The organism is Paenibacillus sacheonensis (assembly GCF_009909195.1).
In the GTDB taxonomy this organism is placed as follows: Bacteria; Bacillota; Bacilli; order Paenibacillales; family Paenibacillaceae; genus Paenibacillus_Z; species Paenibacillus_Z sacheonensis.
In genome coordinates this window covers 149594-174022 of sequence record NZ_JAAAMU010000009.1, presented here as the reverse complement: position 1 = coordinate 174022, position 24429 = coordinate 149594, and the positions used below count along the sequence as shown (strand labels likewise).

The following is a 24429-nucleotide window of genomic DNA, read 5'->3' as shown; positions in this document are numbered from 1 at the left end:
CAGTAGAGGAAGAAGAAAGGCTGCTTTCATCTTCGAAGCGTCTTGTGATTTATTTCACATTTCTCCCTTTTTTGCGATGGAATGCTTTACCGCGTTGCTCGTTTAATGGGATTAAGCCTCCCCTGCCGACCATCGGCGGCAAGGGGGTTCATTTTGCAAGATGATCGCAGCTGAGTGACTACATCTGAAGGAGGCAATACAATGAGTGAAACAATGGTAACGAACCTGGAGCAGCAGGATTCCGCATCGGCTCTTGCGAAATCGGACGTGCTTGATCAACTGCTGAAGCCGGAAGTGCAAGAAGCGTTGACGCAGCTGGTGGACCAACTGCCGAAACTGTCCGAAATGATGAACTTGATGACGAAAACGTACGAACTGGCGCAAAAAGTCGCTTCCGACCGCGTTCTGATCCAAGACACGGTAGGCGGCATTCAAGAAGTCGTCAAACCGCTGACGGAGAAAGTAAAAGGCTACGCATCCGCCGCGATCGAAGCAAGCGACCGCGCGGAGAACAGCGAGAACGTAATCGGCCTGTTCGGCATGATTAAGCTGATGAAAGATCCGGAGCTGCAGAAGATGCTTCGTTTTGGCCAAGCGTACCTCGATATTTTGGGCGAAAGAAAAAAAGGCTGATTGTTCCGAACGGATATCGACGAATCATACTAAGCGAAGCACGGAGGATGAGATCCCATGAGAAAAGAAATACTGATTCTAGGCGGCGGCTACGGCGGTTTGCTGAGCGCGCTGTCCGCACGCCAGCATCTGACGACCGAAGAAGCGGGTATCACGATCATTAACCGCGTCGGCTCACACCAAATCATTACTGAGCTTCACCGTCTTGCCGCTGGCAACGTAGCCGAGAAAGCCGTTGCTTTGCCGCTCGAGAAGCTGCTGAAAGGCAAATCCATCAACATCGTCGTCGGCGAAGTGCAAACGATCGACGTTGCGGGCAAGAAGGTCGCATTGAACGACGGTTCCTCGTACCGTTACGATAACCTGGTGCTTGCGCTGGGCAGCGAAACGAACTACTTCGGCATCCCGGGCTTGCAAGAAAACAGCCTGACGCTGAAATCCGTCGTTGACGCTAACCGCGTATTTAACCATGTGAAGGACCGCATCAAGGCTTATGCGGCAAGCAAAAACAAAGCGGACGCCACGTTCGTTATCGGCGGCGGCGGCTTGACCGGCGTCGAGCTGGTCGGCGAGCTTGCCGACGAGCTTCCGGCTATCTGCCGCGAATACGGCGTTAACTTCGCGGACGTATCGATCTCGCTGGTCGAGGCTATGCCTACGATCCTGCCGATCTTCTCGCCCGAGCTGATCCAGCGCGCGGTCGCGAGCTTGGAAGCACGCGGCGTGGAATTCCTGACAGGTCTTGCGATCACGGAAGTGAACGGCAACGTCGTTACGCTGAAGGACGGCAGAACGATCGAGACGAATACGCTCGTATGGACAGGCGGCGTTCAAGGCAGCACGCTGGTCGGCAACAGCGGCGTAGAAGTGAACCGCGGCCGTGCAACGGTCAACGAGTTCCTGCAATCCACTTCGCATCCCGAAGTGTTCCTGGCTGGCGACTGCGCGGTCGTATTCGCTCCGGAAGGCCGTCCGTACCCGCCGACTGCCCAACTGGCATGGCAAATGGGCGAGCTTGCGGGCGCGAACATCGCAGCATCGTATAAGGGCGCTGCAATGGGCACGTTCAACCCGGTATTCTCCGGCACGCTGGCAAGCCTTGGCCGCAAAGACGGCATCGGCGCAATCGGCGAAACCGGCATCGAGCTGAAAGGCACGCCTGCTTCCTTGATGAAGAAAGCCAGCAACGCGCGCTACCTGTCGCACATCAACGGCCTGTTCTCGCTCGCTTACTAAGCGAACGCCGAACAGTATTAGGCGCAGCTTATACTTGCTGCGCTGCCTATAGAAAGACACAGCCCCGGCTTATAATGAGCCGGGGCTGCTTGCCGTTCGAATCGATTTTCTTGTCCTCATACACGCGGCGCTGTGAATAGAACAAGGGCGATACGCGCGGTTTCACCCACTTATCAACAAAGTTATGCACAGTGCCAACAAGCGTAGAATCAAGGGAAATCGTCAATACAGCAATTTTTGTGCACATATCCACAGGTGAATTTGTACACAAGTGGACAGCTGATTTCATCCTGTGAAGAACGCTCTTTGGCAGGAACGTCCGCTCGTGTGCGGAGCATCGGCGGACGCTTATTCCTCTTCTTCGTTAATCAGGATCGTAACCGGATTGGACTGCACGACGCCAGGCACGCGCTGTCCGTTCGGGGCGACGTATTCGAACGTAAGACTCGCCGTGTTGACCGCAAGCAGATTGTGAGGCTCGCGGACGGCAGTCGCTTCGAACTTGACCGAGACGGAAGTCTTCGGCGCAATGAATCCGGCCGGGATGCCTATCGCCGGATTGGCCGTGGGCACGGGGCTGCCGCCGACCGTTACGCTCCCCGGCACGAATTCAAGTCCTTCCGGCAGGATATCGTGCAGCGTGGCCCTGTCGAAAGGCGTCGACCCCGGATTCGATACGGCGACGGTGAAGACGACCTTGCTGCCGACGAGCGCTTCGGTCACGTTGGCCGACTTGACGATCGTCGGCGGCGCGAGCACGGGAACCGTGACGACATTCGTGAATACCCGTTCGGTGAAGGCGCGGCCGTCGGGGAGGATGAATTCCAGCACCATATTGCCTTGGTTCACCAATACCCCCGAAGGGGGATAGAACTCGACCTTCAGTTGGAACGTAATGAGGTTCTCGATGTCCGGCAGCAGCGTGCCGAGGAAGGTGCCCGTAAATCGATTCGCCCCAGGCACGGGGAAGCCGTTCAGCGTTACGCTGTTCTCGACGAAGGAGGTTCCCTCCGGAAGAATGTCGAACCAGGTGGCCAGGGCATTGAAATTGCCGGTGTTGGTGACGGTCGTCGTATATTGCACGTTGTCGCCGACGAATGCGAAAGGATCAAGCGAGGCTTTCACCGCAACGACTACCGGCTGCGACACGATCACGGTAACCGTATTGGATATGGATGACTGTCCGATGCCTCCGCTGGTGTACGTAACGGTCGCGAAGTCGTCGATGATGCCATCCGGCGGCGGATCCGATACGATCAGCACGTCGAACGTCACGATTGCCGACCCTCCGGCCGGGACGGTGCCGATATTCACGCCTGACCTGATACTGCCGGCGACGGGGGCGCCGTTCACCCGCACGCTGCCCGGAACGAATTCTCCGCCCTCGGTTGCGGTATCGGAGACGATCGTGTTCAGCGAATCCGCGATTCCGATATTGGTCACGACGACGGTATAGGTGATGGTGTCGCCGATCAAGACGGAATTGCTCGATACGCTCTTCTCGGCGAGCAGCGTAAACTGCGGATTACGCACCTCGACGATGTTGGACGTCGTGCTGCCGGACAATGGCGGCCGTCCCGGCGGCGTATACGCGAAGGTGGCATTGGCTTGATTGATGTAGAATTGAGTCGGCGACGGAGCGGTAATCAGCACGTCATAGGATACGACGACGGTCCCGCCCGGCGGGATCGGGCCTACGGGAATGCCGGTCAGCGGACTTGTTCCCGGAGACAGCGCGCCGTCGGTTCGGACCGAGTTCGGAACGAAAGAACCGAGCGCGTACAGCGGGTCGAAGATGACGGCGCTAAGGTCGATATTGCCCGTATTGAGGGCGGATACCGAATAATTGACGACGTCTCCGACATTCGCGATTGCGACCCCGGCGCGCTTCACGAGCGTAAGGCCCGGCGCCACGACGGGAATCGTAACCGGATTGGAATTCGAAGACTGCGTCGCCGAACCGGAGGTGAACGACACCGTCGCTTGGTCCGTCAGCACGGCCGGATCCGGCAGGAATGCGACGACGATCTGGAACGTGACGAGCACGGTTGCGCCAGGCGCGAGCGTACCGATCGGAATGCCCGTCAAGGGGCTCGCGCCTGGAACGGGAATGCCGCCGACGGTGACGCTGCCCGTGACGAAGGTGGAACCGTTCGGTACGTTGTCCGTCAAGCTGACCGCCGTCAGCGCGGAGGCGTTGTTGTTCGTTACATTGACCGTGTATTGGACGACGTCCCCGACGACAGCGCTCGGCAGATTCGCGGATTTGACCGGCGTGAGCAGGGGCGAAGAGACCGGGATGACGACTTCGTTGGATGGGATGAAGCCGGGAATGGTGCGTCCATCGGGGAGTATAACCTCGAATGCCGTCCCGAAGCGATTGCGTACGACGCCCTCCGGAGGTACGGCCGTAACGAGCAGCTGATAGGTGATGGCCGTCGTCTGCACGAGATCCAGGACGCCGATATCGATGCCGAGATTCGGATTGTCGCTCGGCCGGTTGACGCCGTTGACGAACACGGTGCCCAGCACGAAGAGCGTGCCTGGCGGAAGCGGGTCGGTAACGAGGCCCGTCGCTTGGATATTGCCGACGTTCGTGATCGTAAGCGTGTACGTGATGGTATCCCCGACGAGGGCATTCGCCAGGTTGGCTTCCTTACGGACTGCCAGCAGCGGTAAGAATTCCGGAATATCGACGATGTTGGACGGAACGACGGTAGAGATAGGCGGTGCCTCCGGCGTCGGAACGAAGCTATAGGCGGCTGTGGCCTGGTTGCGCAGAATCGGCGGCATGGGAAGCGAGACGACGACCTCGTCGAACGTGACGGTGACGCTCATGCCTGCCAGAATAGTTCCAATCGGCACGCCTAAGACGGGGTCTGCTCCAGGCTGCTGCACGCCATTGATTCTAAAACTGCCCGGTACGAAATCCGCGCCGTCGATATCGGTGTCAAAGAACTGGACGGCAGTCGCGCTGACCAGTCCAGTATTCCGGATCACGGCCGTGTAGGTCACGACATCCCCGAGGACGGTAGCGGTCTTATTGGCGGACTTCTCCACCTGGACAAGCGGCTCCAGAATATCGATCTGAATGCCGATCCCGTCGACGAGGTATCCGTCTCCGTTCGTCGTCAGCCTAAAGACGGCACTCGTCTGGGAATTCAGCAGCGTGGGGGAAATCGTGACATTCGTAATGTCCCAGCCTTGCCGGCCGCCGACAATATTGGAGCCGGGCGCACCATTAATCTGATTGCGGGTGCCGAACGTGCCTGTCGTATCCAGTAGGCCGGCATCGTTGTTGATCTGGGAAGCGAAGAAGTTGTTGACGAAATTATTCGGTCCGGAGAGCGCGGTCAAGCTCGCCACCGTCGGACCGAATAGATACCGGTCGCCGTTCTTATTGGCGTCTCCCTCTTGCGCGCTGATCTGCGTCCTTCCGTTGAGGGCGCCGGCGAACGGCGTCGCGAAGCCCGTAAGAACGGTATCGACGGGCCCGGAGGTTGCTTGGATGACCGTGGCGCCTACCCGCAGCGACAGATTCCGGAGCGGTGCCGCCGGATCGCTGTAGAAGACGGCGAGCGTCCAGCCTGCATGATTGGACGTCGGGTCGGGGATGACGATCGTGCCGACGACGCTGCTCGTCGTATAGGTGCCTGCGCCGGATGCTGCGACGATGGAGGTCACTTCGGCCGATCGGACATAGGCCCGGGTCCCCGCGCTGAGCGTCACCTCCTGCGCGGTTGCCGGGACCGGCGAGATGCTAAAGGTGCCCATAGAGGTCGTGAATCCCACCGCATCGTTGATGAACGCGCTCAGATCGACGCCGTTGTTGATGTACGTGCCGCCCCAGATGAGCTCCGCATAGATGACGGTCGCGCCGGGGGGGAGCACAAGTACGGCTGAAGAGCTGTTAAGCAGGTAGCTACCGGTCGTTCCTGCCGGATAGGCGCCGAAGGTGAGGGCGGTGTTCGTCGTCACGAAGCCCCCGATGCTATCCACCGTACCCGGGACGCCAACGGCTTCGGATCGGCTAAGTCCGAGGGTGTTGCCCGTAAAAGTCGCACCGCCATTCTCATTGAGAAAGAAACGGTTTACGAAAGGCATTGTCGGTATCCTCCTTTGTCACAAATACTGATATCTATGCGTTCTAGGAGGAAATAGAATAGCCCTCTCGTTAGAGAGGGCCTTCAATTCGATACAGCTCGTCAAAAACAGCGGCAAGGGAATTCCTTCGGACCGCTGCCTTTCGCAACGCGTGGAGTGCCTCTGCCGGACTTCGATGGACGATCCGGAAAGGTCTCAGCGCAGCCGGCGCCGCGCATGGAACTGCTTATATTGAAAATACATGAAGCATCCCAGACAGAAGCCGCATAACGCGAGCACGACGGCCGCGGTCAGCATGCCGATGCTGATGTAGGTGAGCGCGTCGATGCCGAATGCGGCTCCGATCAGCGCGGCCGCCAGGAACAGAACGGCCAGCAGATTGTTGAACCTCAGCAGCTCGCGGCTCTCTGTCCTGGCGCTGGCGGGCAGCAAGGGAGACAGGACGCGAACGAACAGGTTGTACCGGACGCCGTACGTACGGCCGATGAGCTGCACGGCGAGCGGCAGGATAAGAATCCAGTACTGCTGGGCAGCGAGCGCTGCAATCACGCTCAGAAGTATGCCCAGTTGATTGGCGCGCACCCGGTGGAGCGGTATTTCGTCCACGCAGGCGTAGGGGTCGAGCTTGATGGGGTCCGCCATAAGAAGGCCTCCGTTCCGAATTCAAGTCTTATCGCAAGTATACACCTAATTCATAGCGTTTGGGTAGGAATAAGCGCGGTCGGATGCAGGTTTCCGCCAATGACCGCGCCTAGGATGCGCCTCGGTTATCCACTCCCTTCCAATCGGATTGACTCGTATGAAACGCATAGGTAAAATGACTGTAGCTAACAAGGCGGGATTGACGGTAAAAAGGGGCAGGAGCAAAGCGATGGAAGCGATCGGGCTAGTGTTGGAAGGCGGGGGCATGCGGGCCGTTTATACCGCGGGCGTGCTGGAATATTTTTTGGAGCAAAACGTGTTTTTTCCTTATATCGTCGGCGTGTCGGCGGGTGCCTGCGTAGCGACGAGTTATCTGTCCCGGCAGAAGGGGCGCAACAAAATCGTGAACGTCGACATGATTACGGACAAACGCTACATTTCGTGGCGGAACTATTTCCGGAAAGGCGAGATGTTCGGCATGGATTTTATTTTTGACGAGATCCCGAACAAGCTCGTCCCCTTCGATTACGGTGCCTTCTCCGCCAGTCAAGAGGAATTCGTGGCGGCAACGACGGACGTCGTGACGGGAGAAACGATCTTTTACCGGAAGAGCGATCCCGGATTCGACGTGCTTACCGTGCTGCGGGCGTCGAGCTCGCTCCCTTTTATCGCGCCGATCGTAAACTTCGACGGCAGGCAGCTGCTCGACGGCGGCATCTCCGATCCGATTCCGGTCCGGCAGGCGGAGAAGGACGGCTTCAAGCGCAATGTCGTGGTGTTGACGCGAGATACCGGCTACCGGAAGACACCGAATCGGTTCGCGTGGTTCGTACGGCGGATTTACGCCAAATTCCCGAAATTCATCGGTATCATGCTCCGGCGGCATCAAGTGTACAATGAACAGGTCGCGTACATTCGCGAGCAGGAATCCCAAGGAAACCTATTCGTCATCCGGCCCGAGAAGCCGCTGGAGGTTGGGCGGATGGAGAAGGACTCCGCGAAGCTGGACGCGCTGTATCTGCAAGGGTACGAGGATGCGAAGCGTCTGATGCCTTCGCTGAAAGCATGGTCGGGGCAGTAGTAGACGAGGCAGGGCGGAGTCAAAATAGAATGACTGCGATTCGAATGCTAGACGGTGCTTTTTGTCGCTGGAGCCGACGTGGAGACCGTCTTTTTGCTGTCCGCGGATTCAGTCCGGCAAGCCGCCTGGAATGGCTCGGCTCATCAGGTCGAGCGACTGTACGATACGCCGAATGAGCGGCCGCGAACGATGATAACCCCCGTGCGCGGCAGGCGTCCAGCCGAAGAATCCAGGGCAGCGAACCTCGACGTCCTCGGTAACCGCGGAACCATAATGCGCGTTCAACCCTTTGAGCGGATAGGCGAGAATATCGTCGCGGTCGTAGAAATTGACCCATTCTCCAATGCCGAGCGTACCTAGCCTTGCGGCAGGTACGGAGATGGGCATGCCGAAATGCTCGAAGCGCATCGTCCACAGCGCGATCGGGCTGCCCATCGTGTAGAAATGGGTCAGCGTTTCGCCGTTGACGAGCTTCGAGTTGCACGCGCGAATGAGCTCGGCCGACTTCGGCCGCATTTTACGATATTGCAGATCGTAGAAATAGTTGCTCGCGATGATCGTGCCGAGGCTGTGGGCGATGATGCACAGCGGCGCATCCGCCCCGGCGCGGCAGGAGAGTCTCCGGAGCTGCTGGGCGAACCGGGCATGGATGTCGTCGTAAATATAATCCTGCGGGCACGGGTCGGCGGTCTTCGGAATGGCTTGATAAGCGATCGCATCGCCGAGGTAGTTGACGACGAAGGAGCGGAGCTTCAGCGCGTCGTTCCCATGCAGCCGGTCCGCATCGGTCCTTCTCCACAGCCGGCGTTCCATCGCGTCCGTAATATCCCCCCAGTAAATACCCTCCACGATCAAGCTGACGTTCGGGTTCGCTTTGGCCATCGCTCGCTGCAGCCGTTCGGCCATCTCCTTGTGAAAATCCCAGGTTTGCTGTCCCATGCCATGCACGATCCCCACCGCTATTCGCATTCCGAAGCCTCCCGCGCTTGTCGTCTTCCCGTCTCCTATCCTATTCGGGCCGGCGGCGCGGATAGACGTCGTACGACAAAGAAGGACGGCAAACGCGATGGTTCAGAAATTTCCGATTCACTGGGACTTCGGATCGAGTTTTTCTTCTCGCCAGCGCCGGAGGTTCGAAAAAACTTGTGGGAAATCCTTCAAATTTGGCATAGAGATGCCGATAATCACACTCATATCGCACAAATGCACGAGGTGAAATCGAGTGTTCTTCATAAAATGCTTTTTTGCCGCGTTATCGGTCGTCGTCGGATTTTCCGCTGTGATGGTATTCGTTTACCGCTCGTTTAAGAATGGCGTATAGTTCTTCTTTGGGGGGACCTATCCTGCTCGATGCGTATTCGTGATTCGGATGCGTGTTTTTGGCATGGGAACCGCCGGCGGTGCGCGCGACTTACGCGGCTATGCGTAGTAGAAGCGGGAGGCGGGGAAGTATGTGTATATAGGCACTTATTTCGCCTGGAAAATCTCGAATTTTACAAAAACGTACTCGAATAGTTGCCTAGTTGCATCTATTTTGATTCGAACGCCGTTATCGCAGGGAATAAGTGCGGTTATGCACTTATTTAGTTTGAAGCTCGATAACGTGGGGCATTGCCCCAAGTGCCCCATCGCCTAAAGTACCCCAATCTCGCCCTCGTCCCAAAAGAAAAACGGCCCCATCCGCGCAGGAGGACGAATCCGAGATCCATCCATCCCGCCGCTTCAGGAGCCGCAGCCATACGAGTCTTCCTATTCAGAACGACGGGACGCTACAGCCACCAGCCGTTATCTTTCTCCTCCAACAATTCCGCATTCACGTCGTTCCATGCGAACGTCGTCTCTTGGCCGTTCAGCAGCCAGCGGCTCGGGCATGTATTGTGCAGCCAGTCGAGCGGTTCGGCCACAGGCAGCGGTTGAGCGGCAAGCTCGAACGCTTGGCGAATCGCCCGTTCCTGCTCCTTGGTCACGATGGACGGATCGGCCGAGACGAAGAGCGGCGTGCCGCTGCCGGCCAGTACGCGAAGCCATTGTTCGTTCAGCGACCAAGGCACGTCCTTCGTCAGTCCGAGGCAATCGGCGTCGTGGCTGTAGAAGGTGCCGTGCTGATGCATGCGAAACGCGAGCGTGTTCACGCCCATGTAGCGCGTGCGCTCCCACCATTTGCCGCTGGTGTCGTCGCCGGTCCGCTGGATGCCGAACAAGCCCGCCGACAGGTGGCTGAACGTGTTGCAGCCGATGATGTCGGCATGTCCCGATGCTTCCGCGATCGTACGGTACAGCGCAAGCGTGATTTCCGCCGTCGTGCGGGAGCGGTCGCGGAACGGCTGCTGCAGCGCGTTCGGCCGGGACTTCATCGTGAATCCCCACTGGCCGATCAAGTCGAACGAGGTGAAATCATGCTTTAGCAGGTCGATGCCCCAGCCGGCCATCGTTTCGACCGAGGCCCGAATATGCTGCAGCACGTCGGGCTGGCTCGGGTCGAGCACTTGTCCGCCGCTGCCGGCATAGCGCACCCACTCGGCGGGCACCTCCTCCGCCGTCAGCAGCGGGCGGCTCCAGATGCCGGGCTTGACGCCGATCTCCTTCATGTCGCCGATCAGGCGTTCCATGTCCGGGAACTTGGCGTTGCCGACCCAGGGGCCACCGTTGCACGCGCCGCCGCCGCTGACGAGCTGCCAGCCGTCGTCGATGACCATGTACGGCCGGTTCTCGGCATTCGAGGACAGCGAGGACATGAACCGCGAATCCGCCAATATCTCCTCGGTCGAGCTGTTGCCGTACGCATAATACCAGTTGTTGCCGCCGTAGACCGGCTGCTTCGGCATAATCGGATTTTCGCACATGAGCCTGCAGAAGCGCTGCGCCGCCGCAAACGCCGAATCGCCCTCCACGCCCGCGTCATGCAGCAGCTCGGCGACCGGCAGTTTGCGCGAGCCGAGGCGGACGCCTTCGCTGCCGTTCATGACATCGGCCGTGAACGTGACGCCGTCCGCGTCGATCTGCCAATGGCAGAAGGCATTCGGACCGGTTTTGACCCCGAAGCCTTCCGTGCGCCGTCCGTCGTGGCGAAGAAAATACCAAGGCAGGACGCGCTCCGGCACGATGCCGCGCCATTCCAGATCGCCGTAGCCGCGCTCCCAATGATCGCCGAGAATGAGCGAATGCCCGTCCGGTTTGAATGTATAGCGGAGCTTAATCAGCCGGACGGCTTCGTTCGGCGCCTCCAGCTCCAAGGCATGCGCGCCGCCGGAAGCGGTCAGGGATGCGGATACGCCAAGCGCCGTCCAACGGCCGGCTGTCTCCGCTTTCAGTTGTATCCAGCGCTCGTCCGTCCGAATCACCATGCCGTCCGGATCTCCGATATGAAATCTAGCTTCCATGATTGTTCCTCCTCTATAATAGAACCATATGATCCAGTATAGACGCCAAGAGCGATCCAATGAATAACATACCGGGTCATGGGCGGCATGAATAGTTAACCAACTGAGACATCGCGGACGGGCGGAAACGTGCGCGGATGACGGAAAGCAGGATCAGCGTCATGGATACGACGAGAACGGCGGGAACGGCAGATGCCAAGAATACGCCAGAAGCGATTAACGGGGGAAACGCCCAAAGCGAGCTGGACGCGTCCAAAACCGTCCGGCTGCTGCCGAATCGAAAAGCGGAAGCGTATTTCTACGGAGCGCAGACCGGAACCGTTCCGGAGGGATGGTCCTGCCGCAGGCATCTGCACCATATGATGTTCGAGCTGAACGTGGTGCTGGAGGGCATGCAGCTGGCCGAGGTCGGCGGGGCTTCGTACCGGCAGGGCAAGGACCATCTCGTCCTGGTGCCGCCCATGATGCTGCACTCGTATCGGGCCGAGGGGCCGTTCACTTTCTTCGTCATGCATGTGCAGGCCGACGACCCCATCTTCCTGAACAAGCTGAACCGCGCGAAGCTGCTCTTGATGCCGCCTGACCATGAGGTGAACCGGCTGCTGCTGCCGGAGATGCTGCGCGTCATGGAGCTCGCGGCAGAAGACGGAGCATCGAAGGCCAAGCTGTTCCGCTGCATCTACACGATCATGGACGTGCTCGAATCGTTCATCGACGAACACGAGGACCGCGGCGCCGGCACCGGGAACGACGTGCTGCCGATCCGCATCGCGCAGGCGATCGAGTCGCTCGTCGCGAACCGCCAAGCGGAGGAGGCCATCTCCTCGGGCTGGATGGAAGAGCTCGCGGCCCGGCTCGGCTTCAGCCGGCGCCACTGTTACCGCGTATTCCGGGACGCGTACAGTCTGTCGCCGCGCGAATACCTTGCCGTGCTGCGTCAGCAGGAAGCGATGCATCTGCTGACGGGCGGACTGCATCCCGTGGAAGAGGTGGCGCGGCGTATCGGTTACGACAACGTGCAGAGCTTTATCCGTCAGTTCGTCAAATGGACAGGCACGACGCCAGGCGCATTCCGCAAGCAGCGCTCCGGGGAAACCGTCTATTTGACGCCGCTCGAGCTGGAATAGAGGGTAGGGCAGAGCTTAAGTGTTTATGCGAAATACTGTAAAATCCAAGGTGCGCTAAGGCAATCAAAATGATAACCAATAAAACCTAATTACTTCGGAGGTGCATCATGAACCAAGCGAACCATACCGCATTGATCGTAATCGACGTTCAGAACGAAATGCTGGACGAGGCCAATCCCGTTTATAATTCGGCGGAGGTCATTCGGAATTTGCGAAGCTTGCTTTCGAAAGCGCGCTCTGAGGGCGTGCCGGTCATCTACGTCCAGCACGAGGAAGGGCCGGGCGGGTCGCTGGTTCCCGGAAGCGAGGCATGGGAGATTTATGCGGAGATCGGCCCCGAGGGCGGCGAGTTGATCGTCCCGAAGACGACGCCCGATGCTTTTCACGGAACGGTGCTCCACGAAGCGCTGCGAGCGCGCGGCATCAAGCATGTGGTGCTGACCGGCATGCAGACGGAGATATGCGTAGATACGACCTGCCGGAGAGCGTTCAGCCTGGGGTACGGCGTCACGCTCGTGACGGATGCGCACAGCACGTGGAGCTTGGGCGAACTGTCGGCGGAGCAAATCATTGCGCATCACAACCGGGCGCTGAGGTGGTTTGCGAAGATGCAGGACGCGAAGGACGTTTCATTTTAACTCCGTTCATCCAAGGATCGGGTCGTTAACGCCAATTATCATCCGAATAGTCCTAAGAGCCCGTGTCTAAGGAATCACTAATTCCGTCCTGCCGGAAGGGAAATCGTACCATCCCGGGGAATTATTAAAGGCATTAACCATGATGGAAACGGAGCGTTGCCGTAACATGAAACGTATATCGGGCAAGAGGCTTGGAGCCGCCCTCGGGCGGATATCGGCGGATGGGGACGAGTACCGCAAGGTCGCGCTGCTGTTCGCCTATCTGATGTTCGTCGTATCGGCGTCGACGGTGGGGCGAACGGCGGCGGATGCGCTGTTCCTCTCGCATTTCGATGCATCGGCGTTGTCCAAAATGTATCTTCCCCAGGCGGCCGCGCTCATCCTGACCGGCCTGATCTTTCAGCGATACAGTCCGCGGGCGCGCATCGACCGGCTGATCCTGGGACTGATCCCCGCGATCACGGCGCTCGTCGTCCTGACGCGAATCGGCGCGGGACTCGGACATAATTGGACGTTTCCGGTCATTTACGTGGCGTACGACGTGTTTAACTTCCTCATGATCGTCTGCTTCTGGCAGTTTGCGCCGTCGGTGCTCGATCAGCGGAAGGTCAAGCGTACCATCGGCCTCGTCGGGAGCGGCGGCATTACGGGCGGTATTTTGAGCGGATTCGGTCTCAAATTAATCGTACCGATCGTAGGTACGACGAATTTGATTTTTTTCTATGCCGGTCTGCAGCTGCTCGCGGCGGCGGCGGTCATTCTTCTCGTGCGGATGGTCGATAATCCGGGGGAGACGTTCTCGCAGACGGACAAGAAAGCGCAGGCGTCCGCGGCTTCGAAGTCGAAGAAGCGGCAGGCGAAGGACACGGAAAAGGAAGGACTCTTCGCTTCGGTGCCGCATTTGAAATATGTGGCGATCATGTCGGCAGCGCTCATTCTTGCGCTTACGTTCGTCGACTATCAGTTCAAAGTCATCTTAAGAGGCGAATTGCAAAACGAAGCCCTGGCCGGCTTCATGGGCAGCTTCTACGGCTGGGCCGGCTTGCTCGCGCTCTTCGTGCAGGTGTTCATCGCAGGGAGGCTGCTGACTCGCTTCGGGGTGATGGCGGCGATTCTCGTGTTCCCCGTCGTCCTGTTCGCAGGAAGCCTTGGCGTACTGCTCGTGCCGATGCTCGCTACGGCCGTCCTGGTGAAAGGCAGCGACAAGGTCGTCGGCGATACGATCAACGCGTCCGTCAACCAGCTGATCATGTTCCCGATTCCGCCCAAATGGCGCAACCGGGCGAAGAGCTTTCTCGACGGCATCGTCCGCAACGGCGCGAAGGGGGTCGCGGCCATCAGCTTGATCGCCTTGTCCCCGGTGCTGTCCGCGCAGCAGTTCAGCTATCTCATCCTGGCGCTGCTGGTCCTCTGCGTGGCCGCGGCCATCAAGGTCAAGGGCGCGTATCTGAAAACGCTGCTAGCTACCCTGCAGACGGACGGCGCGAAGCTGGACGGATCGGAGCTTGATTTCATGGATCCCGCAAGCCGCGGGCTGCTCGAAGCCGCCCTGCGGAGCCCGGACAAGCAGCAGGTGCTGTATTCGCTGCGGATTCTCCGCGACATGGAAGGCTTCGATCTGGCGCCTCACCTGCCGCATCTGCTTCGGCACCCGGCTCGCGAAGTCGTCGTCAAGATTCTGCAGCATGTGGAACGCGCGAAGCCTGCGGGCTTGGAGCCCGAGCTGTCCGCGCTTGCGCGCGATTCCCATGGCCAGGCCAGGCCGCAGGCGCTGCTGGCGCTTACCGCGTATGCAAGAGAAGAATATCTGGACGAGATCACGGGCTACTTGGAAGATTCGGATCTCGAGCTCAAGTCCTGCGCCATCGCAGGCTTGATCAAATATTACGGCATTGAAGGCATGTTCCTTGCCGTCGGTGCCTTGAAGCCGCTGCTCGAGAGCACGGACGAGGAAGAGCGGAGCGCCGTCGCAGGGCTGTTCGGCCGCATCGGCATCAAGGCGTTCTATAAGCCGCTTATTCCGCTGCTTCAGGATGCATCGCCTCGGGTCCTCCGTCTTGCGCTGCGGTCCGCCGAGGCGCTGCAGGTGCGCGAGCTTGTGCCGTACATCGTACCGCTGCTTCAGCACGGGGATACGCGGAAGAATGCGATCGATGCCTTGGCCGCGTACGACGAGAAGACGATCGTGCCGCTGCTGGAGCCGTATTTCGACGGGGATCATCCGGTCATGCATCTGCCCAAAGTATTCGAGCGGCTGGCGACGCCGGCTGCCTTCGATATGCTGCTGTCGCGGTATGCGAAGTCCGATTTCGAGCTTCGGAACAAGCTGCTTGAAGCGTTGATTCGCATGCAGCGCAGCGCGGGGCCTCCAGCCGATAAGCAGGTCGCCGTCATTGAAAGGCTCGCCGCGGCCGAGATGGAGCTGTACTGGCAGCTGTCGGAACGAATGAGCGGGCTGGGGATGGCGGAAGCGTATCATGATGCCGCGGAGGTTGCGGGTCAGGTGCAGGAACGCACGGTCTGGCGCATCTTCCAGCTGCTCGCGCTGGTCTACGATGCCGCGACGATTCAGGCGGTGTACGCGAACTGGTCGGAAGGCGACGCGCGCCAGCAGGCGAACGCGATGGAGGTCATGGACCAGCTGACGCACGGCCCGATCCGGATGGAGCTTGCCCGGATCATGACATCGTCCGGCGCGGCGGCGGTCGCCTCCCGCACGGAAGCGCAGCTGGCGGAACAGCTGGCATGGCTTGCGGCGCAGGGCGATGAGTGGCTCCGGCAGGTGATCGGCTTCGCCATGAATCCGGAGGGGTCGGATTCGTTGAAGGACCATATGGCACGCATCCGGATGCTGCGCGGTTTCTCGCTCTTCCAGGGGCTTACGAGCCGGGAGCTGTCGGCGCTTGCGGAGAAGCTGACGCCGGTGGAGGCAAAGCGCGGCGAGACCGTATTCCGTGCCGAGGATGACGGGAACTCGCTGTACTTGATCCGCGGCGGGCGCATCGGCATCTACCGGCGCGGCGAGAAGCTGAGCGAACGCGGCGTCGGCGAGTCCTTCGGCCAGTCCGGCGTGCTTATTCGCCGGGTGCGTTCGGCGGACGCCGTCGCCGAAGCGGACAGCTCGCTCTGGCGGCTGGACGCGGAAGATTTCTACGAGGTGATGTTCGACCGGTCGGTCATCGCGATCGAGATGATGAAGCTGCTCTCCCGCAGGCTGCGCACGGCGATTGCCGGCCAGAAGAAGCCGGAGAACGCGGCTGCCCTTGGCAGCGCCGGCGAAGGAGCCGAAGACGCGTCGCAAGCTGATGCAGCAGCCGCGGCAAAGGAGATCGCCGCAGCCGCTCAGGAAGCGGCTGCGGCTTCGACGAGCGACGGCGACGGCGCGGACTCGCTGCTGCGGCGCGTCTTGATTTTGCAGAAAATCGACCTGTTCGCGCATTTGTCCCATGAGGATATCGTGCGGCTGGCACAGATGGTCGACGAGGTGGAGTACGCCCCGGGCGAGGCGGTCTGCAAGGTCGGCGATTACGGCGACATGCTGTACGGCATCATCGAAGGCACCGTCCGCGTGCACCGCGGCGGCGAGACGCTCGCCAGCTTGGGCGAAGGCGACTGCTTCGGCGAGATGGCGATTATCGACAGCGGCCCGCGGTCGGCGGACTGCACGGCGACGGAGCATACGGTGCTGCTGCAATTGCACCGCGACCAAGTCTTCTCGCTCTGCTTTCAGAACATGGACGTGCTCCGCAGCATGCTGCAGGTCATGGGAAACCGGCTGAAGGGCATGATCGGCTAAGGAAATCATGGCAGTTGAGAAGGATATGAATGACAGGTAAGAAAGGCATGACTGGCATGGAAGGCGAGACGGATCGGCCAACGAAAACAGCTGCAATCGGGCGGTTATAAGAGAGGAAGAGCAACAGCATGTTCAAGTACAGCTATAATGCGCTCGTTTATTATGGGGAAGCTTTGCAGGCCAGCGCGGAGCGTCTGGCGCGCTTCGGCTATGACGCGATCGAGCTCGTCGGCGAGCCGAGCGACTATGATTTCGGCCAAGTACGGGCGATTGCCGCGGATACGGGGTTGAAGGTATCGTCGATCTGCTCGATTTTTAATGCGGAGCGGGATTTGGGTCATCCGGATGCATCCGTGCGGGCCAGGGCTGTCGCGTATGTGAAGGAAGTCGCGGACATGGCTGCCGGGATCGGCGCGCCGACGATCATTGCCGCGCCTGTCGCGAATATGCGGATCCGGGAGATCGGCAGCCGCGAGGACGAGTGGAAATGGGCGGTCGAGGGCATCCGCGAAGGCGGCGAATACGCGGCCTCGCTCGGCGTTAATCTGTGCATCGAGGCATGGAACCGGTTCGAGTCGTACATGCTGAACCGGCTGGACCAAGCCGAGGCGATGCGCCGCGAGGTGGGGCTTGCGAACGTCGGCATCATGGGCGACACGTTCCATATGAACATCGACGAGCACGACATCGCGGGGGCGATCCGGCAGAACGGGGATGCGCTTATCCACATCCACTTGGCGGACAGCAACCGTGCGGCACCGGGCGAGGGACATACGGATTTCGAGCCGATTCTGCGCGCCTTGCGGGACATCGGCTACGAGGGTTACCTGACCTTCGAGCTGCTGCCGGCGGCGGCGGATCCGTTCGGCGTCATGAAGCGCGGAGGCGGGCAGGCATTTTTCGATGCCTATACGGAGCAGGCGATAGCGCGTATCAAGGAAATCGAGCGGAAGCTGGCGGCGGAAGCGGGTTCGGAAGCCCGCAAGCGAATGCCCGCATCCTCTAAATAATCAAACGAAGGCCAGAATTCCCGGTTCGGGGGGTTCTGGCTTTGCTGTAGGAGACGGAGATATTTGCTGGCGTTCGAGGATCGAGACGTACTCTGAATGGAGGGACGCGGGTTTCTGGGCAAATAAGCGGCGCTGATTTTTTGGAGACGCTGTATGGTTATCGCTGTCGGATTCGTTTATAAACTGACATGGAAATGGAGGCATGCATGGTGAAGGAATTGGAAAAGGGAGCTGACAGCTGATGAAGACGAAACAAATCGGGAGTCTCTTTATTCCCGTTAACAATCTGGAACGGTCCATTGCGTTCTATACGGAGGCGCTGGGCCTTGTATGCCGGGGAATCGAGGATTGGGGCGGAGACAGCCGGGGTGCCACGCTCTTCTTCCAACCGCATCCCGAGGATGCGGCTTTGCTGAGCTTGGCGGAATTGAAGGAGCCGATCCCCGTGATGGCCTTCCCGAGCTTCAATATCAAATGCGCGGATGTCCGGGCACTTCATGCTGAACTGCAAGCGCGAGGCTGTCGTGTAAGCGACATCGAAACCTGGGATTCGGAATGGAATCATCATGTGCTGTTCGACGTATTCGATCCGGATGGGCATATGGTCGGTTTGGTCGAGATGGTTCCTATTGCTGCGGCAGCTGCTGTTGTTGAAAGCTGATGAAAGAACGCGAGATGACTAGGCACGGCCTGCAGGAAACCGGAGGAGGCTAACATGGAGAACGTGAAGTACCATTACCCTGTCGACGCCTCGCGGCATCCGCTGGAATTGTCGCCGGAACGGAATCATCATGGAACGCGAGCCGACCGAAGCCTCCCGAATCGCGGCGGATTTCCGCAGGCCGGAAGCATCGAAATACTGCATCTACAGCAACCGGCCCGTCTCCTATCCCAAAAATAAGGCGAAGTTGGGCAAGCTCAGCCTAACCGGCGGCTAAGGCCGCCATGACACGACGCGGGCGAGCAAGGAAGACGCGGTGGACGCGGCCATCGAGGCCTCGCATAAGCCGGAAATGGATGTGCTCATCGTGGCTCGGGTGCTTAGTTTTACGAACTGGCATTAGCGCTATCCGCGCTCCGCCAAGTCCTTCATATACCAGGCGTCGCACGCGAAATGCTCCGATCCGGCGAGCGGCGCCTCCAGCTGGACGAAGCCGTGCTTAACGTAGAAGCGATTGGCCGCCGCCATCGCGGTCAGCGTCTCCAGGTAACAGTGCCGATAATGCCGGCCGGCGAACGCCAAGGCGACGGCTAATAATTGCGCAGCGGCTCCCGTCCCTCTTGCGTGCGGCAGCAAATACATTTTCTGCAGCTCGCAGATCTCGCCGGATTCGGCAAACGGCGCGATCCCGCAACCGCCGACAACCGCTCCCTCCTCCTCGACGACCCAGTAATTGCATTCCTCTGTTGCATAGAAGGCGGATAGATGGCTCAAGCTCTCATCTTCCCAAGCCAGTCCGGCCCGATTAGCCCCGAATTCGATCAGGCAGCTTCGAATGATGCGTTCGACGGCAGCGTCGTCCCGGGGCTGTATTTCTCGGATTATCATAACTTGTACTCCTCCGATTCTTCAGGCGTTATCGACGCATCCTTCCCATACAGCTCCTCCAAATGCGCGATATGTTCCACGCCCCAGTCGTTCATCGCCTGCAGCACGGAGGCCATTCGCTGGCCGTAAGCCGAGATGGAGTATTCGACTTTGGGCGGAACTTGAGGATAAACCTCGCGATGGATGATATCGTGATATTCCAATTCTCTCAATTGCTGCGTGAGCATCTTTTTGGTGATGTCCGGGATGGCCTTCTGCAGCTCGCTGAATCGCATCGTGCCGTTCGCGAACAGGCGAAGCAGGATTACGGGCTTCCATTTCCCGACGAGGATGTCTAATGCCGTTTCGAATTTGCAATATGCCGTCATGGACGATGCGCGCTCCTTTATTCGTCTAAGGTATCGTTCCGTATACTAGGTATGATTAAAGTGCCTACTTCCCAATAAGGCTCCCGCGAAATAGTATAGGCCTAGATAAGGAGAAGCACAAACAGGGGAGCGGGCGGACGATGAATATCGCGTTATGGATCGTGCAGGGAATCGCATGCGCAGGGTTTGTTTTCTCGGGGTGGATGAAGGCGTTTCGGCATGAGAAAGCAGCGGCGTCCTGGCCTTGGGCGAAAGACGTTCCTAGAGGGTTGGTAGTCTTCATTGGCCTCGCGGAGCTGGTCGGAGCGGTTGGATTGATCGTGCCTGAAGCGGCGAATCTCGCACCGGCGCTGACGCCGATCGCCGCCATCGGATTGGCTGCCATTGTTCTCTTGGGTGCCCTATTCCATGTGAAGCGCAAAGAGTATACGGATATCGGCGTGAATATCGTGTTCTTGGCGCTAGCTTTATTCATCGCGATCGGACGTCTGTAGGTCGGGAGAAGACACGTCATTTCAAGGAAACGGCCGCTGATTGAATGAGGCAGACGTTGTTGAAGCGGCCATGATGGCGTATAGTGTTGGGGAGACGGGCCGAGGTCCGTCGATCACGATAACCATACGCAGGAGAACCGATTGCAATGAGACAAGCCGATAAACGACAAGCGATATTTTTCGACGTGGACGATACGTTGTATGATCATTTGATTCCGTTCCGCAAGGCGGTCGAGCAGGTGGCGGGGCCGCTGGGCTCGCTGGAAGGTTTTCCGTTCGAGAAAGCATATCACCGTCTGCGCTACCACAGCGACATGCTGTCGCTTGCGCTCGGCGGTGCGGGAGCCATGGAGGAGGGCGCCGCGACGGAAGCGATGCGGGTGCGCCGATTCCGGCTGACGCTGGCCGAATTCGGCTTCGCGCTATCGGATGCCGAGGCGGAGGCCATGCAGGCGGCTTATATCGGGTGCCAATACGACATTACCCTGTTCGAGGGCGCCAGAGCTCTCTTGGAAGAGCTGGTCCGCCAAGGGTGGATCGTCGGTCTGATCACGAACGGCGCGCCGGCGCACCAGCGAAGCAAGATCGAAGCGATGCAGTTGGATGAGCTGATCCCGCGCGAACGGCAGTTGATCTCCGGCGCGCTGGGCTGGGACAAGCCGGACCGGCGCGTATTCCAATACGCGAACGAGCTGACGGATACCGAACCGGCGAACAGCGTCTATGTCGGCGATTCGTGGCGCAACGATGTCATCGGCGCCGCCGAAGCCGGATGGACCGTCATTTGGTTCAATCACCGAGGGGCGGAGCGGGAGAGCGAGCATGAGCCGGCTTACGTGGTGGAAAGCTTCGCGGAGCTGAGGAATCTGTTCTTGCACTGATACCGGCATGACCTTGACAGGGTCCATATTGGGTGACGATTTGGCAAACATAGAGGCGCGGCCAGCTGATCCATCAGCTGGCCGCGCCCTTTCTTTACATCGCTTTAATTTTTTTCGACAAAAACCGCACCTCTTTCAAAGTTTCTGCGTCCATATAAAGGCGGCAAGTTTTTTCCTGCAGAATATAGGTAATTTGGCTTGTGTAAAGAAGCGTGAATCTACTGAATGACGTGGATTCACCGGTTCTTCGCGCTCTTGTTTTGTCGAATTATTAACTTTTATTTACATATTTCCGACATATTTTTCGGAGATAACCCCTTTGCTAGATATGCGGAACCGAATTTGAACGTTGAAACCGATTTGGCGGATTTCATTGCCACATATAGTCGCAATGTGGGTAATGGTAGATAGCTTAATTTAGAATGCGAGAACGGACAGAATGGACGAATAGGAAGTCCGCCCTGAGAAGGCTTATTAATTTAGAGCAGAGGAGATTGGTCATTGCGTCTAAGGAAAACCGGATGGAAGTCGAGCCGTGTCCAGGCAGTCGGCAAACGGGTTGCGGCAAGCGGCATCGCGGTGCTGACCGCAGGCATGCTCGCGAGCTGCGGAATATTCGGCGGCAGCCAGCCCGCCGCGGAGGATAGCGGGACGAAAGCGCCGGCGAAGGTCGTACGCTACGACGGCGCCATGAGCAGGGCGCTCACCTTCGTCTACACGGCACGCAAGGAGTTGTCCCTGACATTCAACGGCATGGGCGATGCCGAGACGATGAAGCGGCTGCTGGACCAATTGGATACGTACGGCATCAAGGCTACGTTCTTTCTGCCGGGCATGCGTGTTGCCGAGGAGCCGGATATCGCGAAGGCGATAGCGGCTAGAGGGCATGAAGTCGAGAACAACACGCTAAATCGCCTGGACATGAGCAAGCTGCCTTACGATCAGATTTACAACGAGATCAAGCTAAGCAGCGACGTCATCCGGAAGCAGACGGGTGTCACGCCACGATACTTGCGGACGAAATCGGGCGATTATTCGGACGACGTTCGATTAGCGGCTGCGCAACTGGGGATGGAGGCTGTCGTCAGCTACAATATCAATCCGAAGGACAGGCAGATGCAGAGCGCGGCCGAGATCGGAAGTTACATCGAGCGTTTCATGATGCGGGGCGGCATCATTAACCTGGATACGGACGTTAATCCGCAAGTGGTCGACGCGATTCCGCTCATTGCCGCCGCGGCGAAGGACATCGGTTATAAGCTGATTCCGCTGCAGGAGCTCATCCGAAACGGAGGAGAGCGCAAGCCGCTGCAGGACATTCCAGGCTGGAATGCGGCGAAGATAAATCCCGATTACAAGAACGCGGCCTATAAGTTGGTTTATCGCAAGGACGGGTTGCAGACGAAGCAGATCGCGCTCACCTTCGACGACTGGGGGAGCGACCGCACCATCACGAAGATCCTTGATATTCTGGCTGCGGAGAACGTGAAGGCGACCTTTTTCCTGCGGGCGAAGGGGACGGAAAGCAATCCCAATCTGGCGAGGGCGATGGTGGAGGGCGGCCATGACGTGGCGAACCACTCGTACAGCCATCCCGTCGTCACGACGTTATCGCCCCAAGCGCTTCAGGAAGATATCGTCAAGGCGCATCAAGTAATCACGGAAGCGATTCAGCAAAAACCGACGATGCTGTTTCGTCCGCCGACAGGGGTCATTGACGATCGGACAGGCAAGGTGATCGCGGCGACGGGCTATCCCGTGATCGCGATGTACGAAGTGACGACGCTGGATTGGGACGCGAAGAACAGCGCGGCCGATATCGTCAAGGGCATTATGAAGCAAACGACGAGCGGCAGCGTTATTCTGCTGCATATGCTGGACGACATCCATACCATCGAGGCGCTGCCGAAAGCGATCGAACAGCTTAAGCAGAAGGGGTTTGACTTTGTAAAAATGGCAGACCTCATCGGACTTCAACGCTAACCAATATCATGAGATTCGTTATCCAACAAGAGGTGGCTGTATGAGATTACCGAAGACCGTCATCGTGCTGCTTGCGGTTATCCTGCTCGCGGGGTGCGGGAATGCACCTTCAAGCGCCATGAACGCCAATCAGCACGCGAACCCGACCACGAGACCGCAAGATTTAGAAGGCAGCAAATTCGAAACCATGGTCTACACCACGAAACGCGAGTTGTCCCTTACCTTCGACGGTATGGCAGATAAAGGCACGATGGAACGGATCTTGAACGAGCTGGACAAGTATGGAATAAAAGCGACGTTCTTCCTGCCGGGCATGCGCGTGGCCGAGGAGCCGGATATCGCGAACGAGATTCGAGCGCGAGGGCACGAGATCGAGAGCAATACGCTGAACAGGGAAGACGTGAGCCAGCTGACGTATGCGCAGATCCTGAAGGATTTGAAGCTCAGCATGGGGGTCATCCAACAAAAGACGGGGACGGCTCCCCAATACGTCAGGGCTGTAAACGGCTCCTCGAACGAGGATCTGCGCGTAGCCGCCGCGGTGGACGGACTGGATGCCGTCGTAGGCAGCAGCTTGTACCTGCATAATTGGAAGAGCGAGACCGACCTCCAGAAGCGCAATTACATTCGAAAATACATCAATCGCGGCGGCATTATCGCCATCGACACCGAGGAGAACGCAACCATCGATGCCTCGATCGACCTCATCGCCAAAGGAGCGCGCGATGTCGGCTATTCGTTCGTCACGATCGACAAGCTGATCCATGACGGCGGCGAGCGCAAGCCGCTGGAGCAAATTCCGGGCTACGACGCAGCCCGGGTCAACTCCGATTACGGCGAGGCCGCCTACCGCGTTTTCGTGAACAAGGAAGGCGATACCAAGAAGGAGGTATCCCTGACCTTCGATGATTGGGGAACGGATTATACCGTGACCAAGATTCTGGACACGCTGGACGCGTACAAGGTGAAGGCATCGTTCTTCCTGCGCGCGGACGGCGTGGAGAAGAATCCGAATCTGGCACGCGCAATCGTAGAACAAGGGCATGACGTAGCGAATCATACGTACTCTCATCCGGTTATCACGACGGTCACGTCGGAGGCGCTCCAGGAGGAGATCGTCAAGGCGCACCGGATCATTACGGAAGCCATACAAGAGAAACCGACGATGCTGTTCCGGCCGCCGACAGGCGATTTCGATGCCCGAACGCTGAAGGCCGTCGGAGCAACGGGCTATCATGACGTTGCGATCTTCGACGTGACGCCGGATGACTACGTGAAGAGCCGAAGCGCTGCCCAGATCGCTCAAACCGTGAAGGAGCAGACAGCGAACGGAAGCGTCGTTTTATTGCATCTCTTGGACGATATTCAGACCATTCAAGCCCTTCCGATCATTATCAAAGAGCTGCGTTCGGAGGGCTATACGTTCGTGCGAATGTCGGAGCTGATGGGTCTGCCCGGCACGACTGCGCCATCCTAACGGACTGCATCCTTAACCAAAGGGGTTGAT

Annotated in this window: 19 protein-coding genes; 13 read left to right on the top strand and 6 right to left on the bottom strand. The window is 58.6% G+C overall.

All coding sequences use genetic code 11. The features are described from left to right. Positions 1-201 precede the first annotated feature (201 nt). Complete coding sequence (locus GT003_RS18375) at positions 202-633, top strand: DUF1641 domain-containing protein (RefSeq protein WP_161700454.1); 432 nt, start codon at positions 202-204, stop codon at positions 631-633. Positions 634-690: 57 nt separating this feature from the next. Continuing rightward, the gene (locus tag GT003_RS18370; RefSeq protein ID WP_161700452.1) at positions 691-1869 is read left to right on the top strand and encodes an NAD(P)/FAD-dependent oxidoreductase; all 1179 of its coding nucleotides are present in this window, start codon (positions 691-693) and stop codon (positions 1867-1869) included. Between the two features lie 348 nt (positions 1870-2217). On the opposite strand, the gene GT003_RS18365 is transcribed toward GT003_RS18370, so the two are convergent. Both GT003_RS18365 and GT003_RS18360 read right to left on the bottom strand, forming a co-directional pair. Next, the gene (locus GT003_RS18365; RefSeq protein ID WP_161700450.1) at positions 2218-5973 is read right to left on the bottom strand and encodes a DUF7507 domain-containing protein; all 3756 of its coding nucleotides are present in this window, start codon (positions 5971-5973) and stop codon (positions 2218-2220) included. Positions 5974-6168: 195 nt separating this feature from the next. Continuing rightward, positions 6169-6615 (bottom strand): DUF4395 domain-containing protein, encoded by a 447-nt coding sequence (locus GT003_RS18360; RefSeq protein ID WP_161700448.1) that lies wholly within the window; start codon positions 6613-6615, stop codon positions 6169-6171. 229 nt (positions 6616-6844) lie between these two features. On the opposite strand from GT003_RS18360, the gene GT003_RS18355 reads away from it, so the two are divergent. After that, complete coding sequence (locus tag GT003_RS18355; RefSeq protein ID WP_161700446.1) at positions 6845-7696, top strand: patatin-like phospholipase family protein; 852 nt, start codon at positions 6845-6847, stop codon at positions 7694-7696. A 108-nt stretch (positions 7697-7804) separates the two neighbouring features. On the opposite strand, the gene GT003_RS18350 is transcribed toward GT003_RS18355, so the two are convergent. Together GT003_RS18350 and GT003_RS18345 are read right to left on the bottom strand one after the other, a co-directional pair. Further along, positions 7805-8665, bottom strand: coding sequence for a glycoside hydrolase family 5 protein (locus GT003_RS18350; protein WP_161700444.1), 861 nt, complete (start codon positions 8663-8665; stop codon positions 7805-7807). A gap of 800 nt (positions 8666-9465) precedes the next feature. Further along, a complete protein-coding gene (locus GT003_RS18345; RefSeq protein WP_161700442.1) occupies positions 9466-11076 on the bottom strand; it encodes an alpha-amylase family protein in 1611 nt (536 codons plus the stop codon). Positions 11077-11237: 161 nt separating this feature from the next. Here GT003_RS18345 and GT003_RS18340 point away from each other — a divergent pair, with 161 nt between their 5' ends. From GT003_RS18340 to GT003_RS18315, 6 genes are all read left to right on the top strand, one after another. Beyond that, the gene (locus GT003_RS18340; protein WP_161700440.1) at positions 11238-12203 is read left to right on the top strand and encodes a helix-turn-helix domain-containing protein; all 966 of its coding nucleotides are present in this window, start codon (positions 11238-11240) and stop codon (positions 12201-12203) included. Positions 12204-12310: 107 nt separating this feature from the next. Further along, positions 12311-12841, top strand: a complete 531-nt coding sequence (locus GT003_RS18335) for a cysteine hydrolase family protein (protein WP_161700438.1) — start codon at positions 12311-12313, stop codon at positions 12839-12841. Positions 12842-13007: 166 nt separating this feature from the next. Next, positions 13008-16637: an Npt1/Npt2 family nucleotide transporter gene (locus GT003_RS18330; protein ID WP_161700436.1), complete on the top strand. Its 3630-nt coding sequence runs from the start codon at positions 13008-13010 to the stop codon at positions 16635-16637. Positions 16638-16765: 128 nt separating this feature from the next. Beyond that, the gene (locus GT003_RS18325) at positions 16766-17647 is read left to right on the top strand and encodes a sugar phosphate isomerase/epimerase family protein (protein ID WP_161700434.1); all 882 of its coding nucleotides are present in this window, start codon (positions 16766-16768) and stop codon (positions 17645-17647) included. Between the two features lie 241 nt (positions 17648-17888). Continuing rightward, a complete protein-coding gene (locus GT003_RS18320) occupies positions 17889-18308 on the top strand; it encodes a VOC family protein (protein ID WP_161700432.1) in 420 nt (139 codons plus the stop codon). Between the two features lie 130 nt (positions 18309-18438). After that, positions 18439-18585 carry a hypothetical protein gene (locus GT003_RS18315; protein WP_161700430.1) on the top strand — a complete coding sequence of 49 codons (147 nt, stop codon included), beginning with the start codon at positions 18439-18441 and terminating at the stop codon, positions 18583-18585. 128 nt (positions 18586-18713) lie between these two features. Here the strand turns inward: GT003_RS18315 and GT003_RS18310 are convergent, their stop codons facing one another. Next, the gene (locus tag GT003_RS18310; RefSeq protein ID WP_161700428.1) at positions 18714-19196 is read right to left on the bottom strand and encodes a GNAT family N-acetyltransferase; all 483 of its coding nucleotides are present in this window, start codon (positions 19194-19196) and stop codon (positions 18714-18716) included. Next, positions 19193-19564 (bottom strand): winged helix-turn-helix transcriptional regulator, encoded by a 372-nt coding sequence (locus tag GT003_RS18305; protein WP_161700426.1) that lies wholly within the window; start codon positions 19562-19564, stop codon positions 19193-19195. The genes GT003_RS18310 and GT003_RS18305 overlap by 4 nt, the downstream gene beginning before the upstream one ends. A 140-nt stretch (positions 19565-19704) precedes the next feature. Here GT003_RS18305 and GT003_RS18300 point away from each other — a divergent pair, with 140 nt between their 5' ends. The 4 genes from GT003_RS18300 to GT003_RS18285 all read left to right on the top strand — a co-directional run bounded on the left by GT003_RS18300 (position 19705) and on the right by GT003_RS18285 (position 24399). Then, positions 19705-20058: a DoxX family protein gene (locus tag GT003_RS18300; protein WP_161700424.1), complete on the top strand. Its 354-nt coding sequence runs from the start codon at positions 19705-19707 to the stop codon at positions 20056-20058. 146 nt (positions 20059-20204) lie between these two features. Continuing rightward, positions 20205-20939 carry an HAD family hydrolase gene (locus GT003_RS18295; protein ID WP_161700422.1) on the top strand — a complete coding sequence of 245 codons (735 nt, stop codon included), beginning with the start codon at positions 20205-20207 and terminating at the stop codon, positions 20937-20939. Between the two features lie 594 nt (positions 20940-21533). Then, positions 21534-22922: a polysaccharide deacetylase family protein gene (locus tag GT003_RS18290; protein ID WP_161700591.1), complete on the top strand. Its 1389-nt coding sequence runs from the start codon at positions 21534-21536 to the stop codon at positions 22920-22922. A gap of 40 nt (positions 22923-22962) precedes the next feature. Beyond that, the gene (locus GT003_RS18285; RefSeq protein ID WP_161700420.1) at positions 22963-24399 is read left to right on the top strand and encodes a polysaccharide deacetylase family protein; all 1437 of its coding nucleotides are present in this window, start codon (positions 22963-22965) and stop codon (positions 24397-24399) included. Positions 24400-24429: the final 30 nt, after the last annotated feature.